Annotated in this window: 7 protein-coding genes and 3 pseudogenes; 1 reads left to right on the top strand and 9 read right to left on the bottom strand. The window is 62.6% G+C overall.

Going from position 1 to position 6,968, the window contains the following annotated elements; translation table 11 throughout:
* The 7 genes and pseudogenes from IF47_RS28365 to IF47_RS0126405 form a co-directional block, all read right to left on the bottom strand.
* Positions 1 to 508: pseudogene (locus IF47_RS28365) on the bottom strand (RHS repeat domain-containing protein); the annotation flags it as partial.
* 46 nt (positions 509 to 554) lie between these two features.
* Positions 555 to 941: a hypothetical protein gene (locus IF47_RS30960; protein ID WP_157840071.1), complete on the bottom strand. Its 387-nt coding sequence runs from the start codon at positions 939 to 941 to the stop codon at positions 555 to 557.
* 327 nt (positions 942 to 1,268) lie between these two features.
* Positions 1,269 to 1,859 carry a hypothetical protein gene (locus tag IF47_RS30955; protein ID WP_157840070.1) on the bottom strand — a complete coding sequence of 197 codons (591 nt, stop codon included), beginning with the start codon at positions 1,857 to 1,859 and terminating at the stop codon, positions 1,269 to 1,271.
* Complete coding sequence (locus tag IF47_RS31800; protein ID WP_245641254.1) at positions 1,828 to 2,187, bottom strand: hypothetical protein; 360 nt, start codon at positions 2,185 to 2,187, stop codon at positions 1,828 to 1,830. Before IF47_RS31800 ends, IF47_RS30955 begins: the two co-directional genes overlap by 32 nt.
* 12 nt (positions 2,188 to 2,199) lie before the next feature.
* Positions 2,200 to 2,603, bottom strand: a pseudogene (locus IF47_RS31980) (RHS repeat-associated core domain-containing protein); the annotation flags it as partial.
* 318 nt (positions 2,604 to 2,921) lie between these two features.
* A pseudogene (locus IF47_RS28360) lies at positions 2,922 to 3,759 on the bottom strand (transposase family protein).
* A gap of 196 nt (positions 3,760 to 3,955) precedes the next feature.
* The gene (locus IF47_RS0126405; protein ID WP_245641253.1) at positions 3,956 to 4,771 is read right to left on the bottom strand and encodes a colicin immunity domain-containing protein; all 816 of its coding nucleotides are present in this window, start codon (positions 4,769 to 4,771) and stop codon (positions 3,956 to 3,958) included.
* A 222-nt stretch (positions 4,772 to 4,993) separates the two neighbouring features.
* Between IF47_RS0126405 and IF47_RS28355 the strand changes: the two genes are divergently transcribed.
* Entirely contained in the window at positions 4,994 to 5,956 is a 963-nt protein-coding gene (locus IF47_RS28355) for an IS630 family transposase (RefSeq protein WP_031511521.1), read from the top strand.
* A 46-nt stretch (positions 5,957 to 6,002) separates the two neighbouring features.
* Here the strand turns inward: IF47_RS28355 and IF47_RS30950 are convergent, their stop codons facing one another.
* Complete coding sequence (locus IF47_RS30950) at positions 6,003 to 6,353, bottom strand: hypothetical protein (protein WP_157840069.1); 351 nt, start codon at positions 6,351 to 6,353, stop codon at positions 6,003 to 6,005.
* Positions 6,350 to 6,968: RHS repeat-associated core domain-containing protein (locus IF47_RS31785; protein WP_245641252.1), on the bottom strand; the 619-nt coding region annotated here is incomplete at its 5' end. The genes IF47_RS31785 and IF47_RS30950, both read right to left, overlap by 4 nt.

Raw genomic sequence — 6,968 nt, 5'->3', positions numbered from 1 at the left:
GGTTCCAGGTGGTGGTGCCCCACAGCGTGGTGCGGGTGCGCCAGGCGATGGCGCCGGTGTCGTCGACCAGTTCGGTGGGGGTGCCGACCAGGTCGGTGATGATGGCGAAGAACCGGGCGTCGATCTCGGCCTGGGTGGCGGTGTCGGTGAGGCGTTCGGTCTGGGCGACCGGGGTGAAGCCGGTGTGGTCCCAGGTGAGGGTGACCGGGTGGGGCAGGTCGGGGGTGGTGGTGGTCTGTTCGATGAGGACCGGGCCGTCCCAGGTGAAGTCCACCTGCTCGACAACGGTCTCACCGTCCGGGGCCAGGCGTTGTTTGGCGGTGCGGCGGCCCAGTGGGTCGTAGCGGTAGCGCCAGACGGTGCCGTCCGGAGTGGCCACCGAGACGAGGCGGTCCTCGGCGTCCCACTCGTACCGCCAGGTGTCCGGTTTGCGGGACAGCCGGGTCTTCTGGCGCAGGATGGTGCGGCCGGCCGCGTCGTACTCGTAGCGGATCCGGCCCGGCGTTGTGTAGACGAACACCGGCGGAGGAGAGGTAATTGGCTACACGTTCTCGTCACCATGGCATGATGCGTGGCCGGCGGTCCCAGAGCCACTCCGGTGGACGTCCAGCCACCGGCTTCAACCAAGGTCGTAGTTGTCCTTCCTCTCCTGGTTTTTCTCTTACAGTCTGCTCCAGGAAGCGAGCATCAAGGTTCCTTAGGGCGTCAACAATGGAAGCAAGGCTATCGGGTGAAGCATCGTTAATTCTCTCCTCGAGGGAAGAGCGCATGTCAAGTGCAAACAAATAGTCGTCCAGAAGGAAATACCCTTCTATCTCCCACTGGGCTTCCAAGGCGTTGACCAATCGCTCCCACTCTTGCATCATCTTTTTGATGGAGTGGGCGGGTTCAGTTATTTTTGCCGCAATCTCCGGGTTCCTGAGAGATCGCTCCAGGGACAACTGTCGAGCATCTCGATCTGCGAGAATTTGCGCTTCACTCTGTGAGAGGGAATCGAAAGTCCGATCCGTTACCGGGGTTTTACGGTAAGAGCCGCGCACGTTCCTCACCCGCCGTTTATCTGACGCATGAAATAGTCGTACCCATCGCTTGGTTGCATAACGACACACGACACCGCGAGTTCGAGCTCAGTAACCATGAAACCCGCACATCACCCACTCCAATAGGTCATCGCCCAGCACGGGTTCGGCTCCACAAAACCGGGCGTATTACTTCAGGACCGGAGACCGAACAGCTTTCTGTACACAGGAGAGTCGGCTGTCTACCACTCAGGGGAGTTGAGGGATAGTACCCAACCACGTCCTGACGTCCGCGCATACTCCACCCTCTCCTTGGAGGAGTTCCTCTACGCTCTTCATGGCATTGAGCAGGTTCTTTACTCGCCGTAGAGACAAAATTTCTTCACGATTCAGATCACGCCAGCTCGACGCCTTCGCTCTTACATCCTCAAGTGAACAGGAGATCGAGTTGAGAACAAACTCGCACAGCCTCGCAAGACTCCAAAACTCTCCGCGGTCAATTTCGCCGAACTCGTGAATAATGTAAACTCTGACACGGGCTTCCTCGGCGGCAGAAGCAAGAGGGTCTACAACCCCAATAGCCTTCTTGCGACGAGCGCACAGAATCGCCACCTCGCCCCACAGAACTCTTTCTTCCCTCTGTAGCAGCGAGCTCTGCATTCTTCCGACGCTCATGTCTCTCAATTCTTCCAGTGTAGCGCCGGGTAGATCCCCGCCGGCAGAAGGAGAAACAATATTTTTGGCATCCTCCGCGGAAATCTCCCTTAGGATCCTCCCATTGAGAAGGTTGATCCAATCGTTGGAGTATTCACTCGAGGAAGGATATTCCGGCTCGCTCAAAAGCTTTTCTCCCTGTCTCCAGACTCTCCATGGAAGGCTTGTAGTGGCCACTATTATAGTTGATATCCATCCCGAAATAACTTCCTCTGGAGCCGGCTATCTCTGCCTCACCCGCAGCCAGCACTGGGCGCCCCCCTGTGAGTACGGGGTGTTTCAGCTCAACGCCATCCACATATTTTGGGATGACAAACAGGTTCCCTTGTTCGTCAACCGCCCACTTGACAGTTCCCGAATTCACTGCAGCATCGAATCCGTCGTCACCGACTCTCAAAGGCTTGACCCCAAGTCTTTCCGCGTCAGCCAACTCTTGTGCCAAATCTTCCGGCATCTGGTTGGGGTCCGGTGTGAGGCCGAGGGGGTCGGTCCAGGTGTGGGGGTTGTGGGGGTAGGTGGCCGGGTTGGGGGCGGGTTCCAGGCCGAGGGGGTCGGGGGTGGTGTAGCGGGCGGTGGTCGGGTCGTAGTAGCGGTGCAGGTTGTAGTGGAGGCCGGTTTCGGGGTCGTGGTGAAGCGCAGCGGGGTGTGGGTGGTGGCGTCGCGGTTCCAGGTGGTGGTGCCCCACAGCGTGGTGCGGGTGCGCCAGGCGATGGCGCCGGTGTCGTCGACGAGTTCGGTGGGGGTGCCGACCAGGTCGGTGACGATGGCGAAGAACCGGGCGTCGATCTGGGCCTGGGTGGCGGCGTCGGTGAGGCGTTCGGTCTGGGCGAGTGGGGTGAAGCCGGTGTGGTCCCAGGTGAGCGTGACCGGGTAGGCCCGCGGCATCGCAGCGTACGGAGGTGGTCTCGCCCAGGACGTTGGTGGCCGCGGCCAGGTGGCCGCGGTTGTCGTAGGTGTAGCGGGTGGTGTGGCTTGCGGGGTCGGTGGTGGCGGTGCGGTTGCCGTGCTCGTCGTAGGCATGCCGCCACACCGCCCCGTCCGGGACGCGGAACACGTCCTGCGCTGGATGGCCTGGCGTCGCCACCATCAAGCCGTCGCGCAAGCCTGCCACCAACGCCGACACCTCCTCCAGAACCGGCCATGACCGGAACTACAGATGCCGTGTCAGTGAGGTTTTCTCAGCGGTGTTCACTTCCAGATTCCGTTGAGGACGAGGGCGGCGCGGGCGATGTCACCGATCCGGCTCGGGCTGAGGGTGATGTGCTGGAGGGTGCGCCAGCGCTGCTTGAGTTCGGCGGCAGCGCGTTCCCCGAGCGCACGAATGCCTCTGATCAGGCTGTTCGTGGTGCGGGTGCCCGTGTCCAAAGCCTGTTCGGACCGGCCTTTCGGGCGACGGACTGGGATGTGGATGCCGATCCCGGCGCCGATGTAGCCCTTGTCGGCCAGGGTGGGCAGGCCGTCGGCGGCCGCCTTGTACAGGGCGGGCAGGGCGTGGAGGCGGGCGGCGGTGATGTCGGGCGTGGAGCCGGGCTCGACATCGGAGATCCATAACGGTGTACCGTCCGGGACGGCCAGGAACTGCACGTTACCGCCGAACGCCTTGTGTTTCTGGCTGAACCACAGGTCGTTGCCGTTGTCGCGGACACCGGCGAGCCGGTCCGTCTCGATGAGCGTGCCGTCGAGGATCACGTGTGTCATGCCCTCGCGCCGGCAGCGGGAGAGGACCTGGCGCAGGTCCGGGGCCTGGCCTGCGAGGACATTGATGCCTTCGTGCAGGTAGTCCCCCAGCCTTCGGCCGGGGGTGCCCCCAGTAGCCGGTGGCCTGGGAGACACCGGCATCCCGGGCGAGACAGTGGACGCATCCACGCTCGCGGAACCAGCGCAGCACCAGCACCGCCTGGCGGAACGGGCCCAGCGCCCGCGAGTCGCGCGGAGTGCCGATCCGGCGTCGGTGGGCGGCCAGCAGGCGGGCGAGGAAGACCACCACCGGGCGGGGGACGTCGAGCATGGCAACATAGGGGACCAACGTGAAGCCTCTGGTTGTGCGGACAAGATCTTGTGGTGAGACCTGTCCTACCAGGGGCTTTACGTCTGCCCGCCACCAGGGCAGAGACGCCCGGCCCGTCCCGGTACCGAAGCCTCATCCGGCTTCGCGTAGATCATTTCGCTGAGAAAACCTCAGTGACCGCGAGAACGACGGAGCCCTGCGATGGAAGGGGCGGTCAATCGAACGCCTGCGAGTTTTTCATGAGGTCCTGCACTGCTCTCTTCAGTTCGTCGTCCGATAGGTCCTCAGGATCCTTGAGGTCAGGGTCGATGGAATAATCCTCCAGCAGTGAGAAGACACGGTCGAAGGCTGTGGCGAGCGGGTTGCGGAGCCTCTCACCATTGTTCTGGGAGAGGCGACGTGCTTCCAGCCAGCCGCGTGCGAACTCTGCTCCGGTACAGTCACCGGCCACGAAAGCGTGCATCAACTCCACCTGTCGCGAGGCGCCGGTCTCTGAGGGGATGTCCTGCGCTCGTGACCAAGAAGTGTTCCTAGCAGGAAAGGAATGCGCCACAACACGCAGTTCGGGCCGCCGCTGGTCCACGGCGCGCGCGTAATGCGCGAAGCGAACCCGACCTTCGTCCACCCCTTCCGGGACAGCTCTTTGCAGGAACTTTTTTGTGCCCGCCACCAATGCGTATCCAGGGCCGGGAAAAAGAATCGCTCCCTGTAGATTCGCAGTGGCCAGCAGGACGGGAGGTGCAAATCCATCCAGGTGGGATGCGGCTGTTTCCAGTGAGGTCGAATCCCAGATACGCTCGGACGGGACTTTCTCTGTAGAGCCGAACGATATGTTGCCTTCGCCTACTGCTCGGCAGCCCTCGACCATGCGCCGAATGAGATCCCTACTCACATGGCTTCCGGCAGGAACAGGAACAATAATCTTCGGACCTTTTGACAGCCATTGCTCACGGTAGCTCTCCCGACCGGAGAGAACTTCAGAACCATCGGCGTCTCCGCTCTTCGCTCCTCGGATGTCCTCTCTCGTCACCACAGAAACCCCTTGTCGATTATCTGCTGGAACTGATTTTCTCCCAATTTCCAGGCAGACTAGAACCTGCCGTCTGTATACAGCATCACCATTTTCAGGCTATTGATCCGAAACGTTTGGGGTTCTGGGTCGTTGATGGGGTGTGAACGATCTGGTGGGGGACGCGCGGCATCTGTCGCCGTCGGCGCAGGAGGCTCTGCGGCTGCGGGGGTGGCCGCGCCGGTGGCGGGGCACTACCGTGAGGATGTCGCGGCGATCTTCGGCGTGTCGCGGAAGGCCGTGGACGGCTGGTGGGCGAGGTGGCAGGCCGGCGGCCGGGAGGCGCTGGTGATGCGGCCGCGCGGCAAGCCGGTCGGGGTGCACCAGGTGTTGGACGAGGCCGAGCAGGCCGCCGTGCGGCAGGCGGTCCTCGAGCACCGGCCCTGTGACGTGGGGCTGGGCGGGCAGTTGTGGACGCGGCGGCCGGTGGGCGAGCTGATCGTGAAGCTGTACCGGGTGCGGCTGACCGAGCCGGGTGTGGGCACGTACCTCAAGCGGTGGGGGCTGTCGTTCCAGCGGCCGGACCGACGGGCCGTCGAGCAGGACCCCGAGGCCGTGGCGCGCTGGTGCGAGGAGGCCTGGCCCACGATCCGCGCGCAGGCGAGGGCGGACAACGGGGAGATCCTCTTCGCCGACCAGGTCGGTGTCCGTTCCGACCAGGTCACCGGCCGCACCTGGGGCGAGAAGGGCCGCACCCCGGTCGTGCGGCGGACGAGGAACCGGTTCTCGGTGCACGCGATGTCGGCGATCAGCACGAAGGGCCGGATGCACCTCATGGTCTTCACCGAGGCGTTCACCGCCGAGGTGATGGTCCGCTTCCTGGACCGGCTCATCGGCCACTTCGACCGCCAGGTCCACCTGATCGTGGACGGCCACTCCGCCCACCGCTCCCGGAAAGTCCGCACCTGGCTTGCCGACCACCCGGACCGCGTCGAGCCCCACTTCCTACCGTCGTACTCACCGGAGCTGAACCCCGACGAACTGGTCAACGCCGATCTCAAGCACAGCCTGCCCAGGCAGCACCGGGCCCGGAGCCAGGCCCAACTCGCCGCCGAGACCCGCCGGTTCTTCCATCGACGCCAACGTCAGCCACACATCGTCCGCGGCTACTTCGGCGGCCCGCACGTCCGCTACATCCTCGAATAGAACCCTTTGAGTTTCTGGCCAATAAGAGAATCGCGACATGAAAAAGTCAGGCGTCACTAGCCGCTTTAAGTGTTTCAGTTGCGAGCTTGCGCAAAGTTTCCCATTCTTTTGAGCTCTTCACCTTTTCTCGCTCCCAAACTTCAGCACCCTTACGAGTCATCGTCGACAACTGTGAGTCAATACCTTTAAGACGGGTAAAGAAATCAGTTGAGATCAGTCCTTGAGTGGCCATGGATTCAGCGATTCGGAAGAGGTCATCAAACTCCAATGCAATTTCGTCCACGTCGACGCCTAGGTCGTCTACATAGGCGAACTGCCGCTCAGCGTTCCAAGATAGTTGCTCCAGGGACCTCCTAAGGTCACGCAGAAATACATCTCGCTTGATTTGTTCACTCACCGAATGATTCCCCCTAGATCTCCCTCGTACCCCTTCACTCGCCAGTAGGCTCCTTCCCCATGATGTCCGCCTCCCGGGTGCCAGCGCAGCATACGTCCCGTAGGCTCCCCTCTTTCGTTGTACTCCCGCAACACCCAACCTTGGCCAGCATGGCTTCCCTTCCCGAGAGTCTCCTCTCTCCAGCCGGTCCCATTTATCAGCGCACCGCGAACATCCTCTGGTTTTACGCCCCCCGCAAGAACCTGCGGATTGTTCATGATGTCATCTATCCCTTGAAGCGACCCGACAGGGCCAGCCTCTTCGCGTAGTTGTTCTCGCAGTCTTTCGCCGTTCGCCGCGTTTGCCGGGCCGTCTGCTCCACGTCGCCAAGCTTTATCGCCACAGCCCTCCTCGGGTGCGAGGCCGAGGGGGTCGGTCCAGGTGTGGGGGTTGTGGGGATAGGTGGCCGGGTTGGGGGCGGGTTCCAGGCCGAGGGGGTCGGGGGTGGTGTAGCGGGCGGTGGCCGGGTCGTAGTAACGGTGCAGGTTGTAGTGGAGGCCGGTTTCGGGGTCGTGGTACTGGCCGGGGAAGCGCAGCGGGGTGTGGGTGGTGGCGTCGCGGTTCCAGGTGGTGGTG

The sequence above is a fragment of the Streptomyces megasporus genome (genome assembly GCF_000718985.1).
GTDB lineage: Bacteria > Actinomycetota > Actinomycetes > Streptomycetales > Streptomycetaceae > Streptomyces > Streptomyces megasporus.
Note: the sequence above shows the minus strand (reverse complement) of the source record. Positions and strands in the feature narration are given on the sequence as shown.

What these genes read in the sequence shown, in the direction of transcription:
- IF47_RS31800 (WP_245641254.1), bottom strand. Translation starts at nt 2,187, where the DNA reads ATGCCGGAAGATTTGGCACAAGAGTTGGCTGACGCGGAAAGACTTGGG.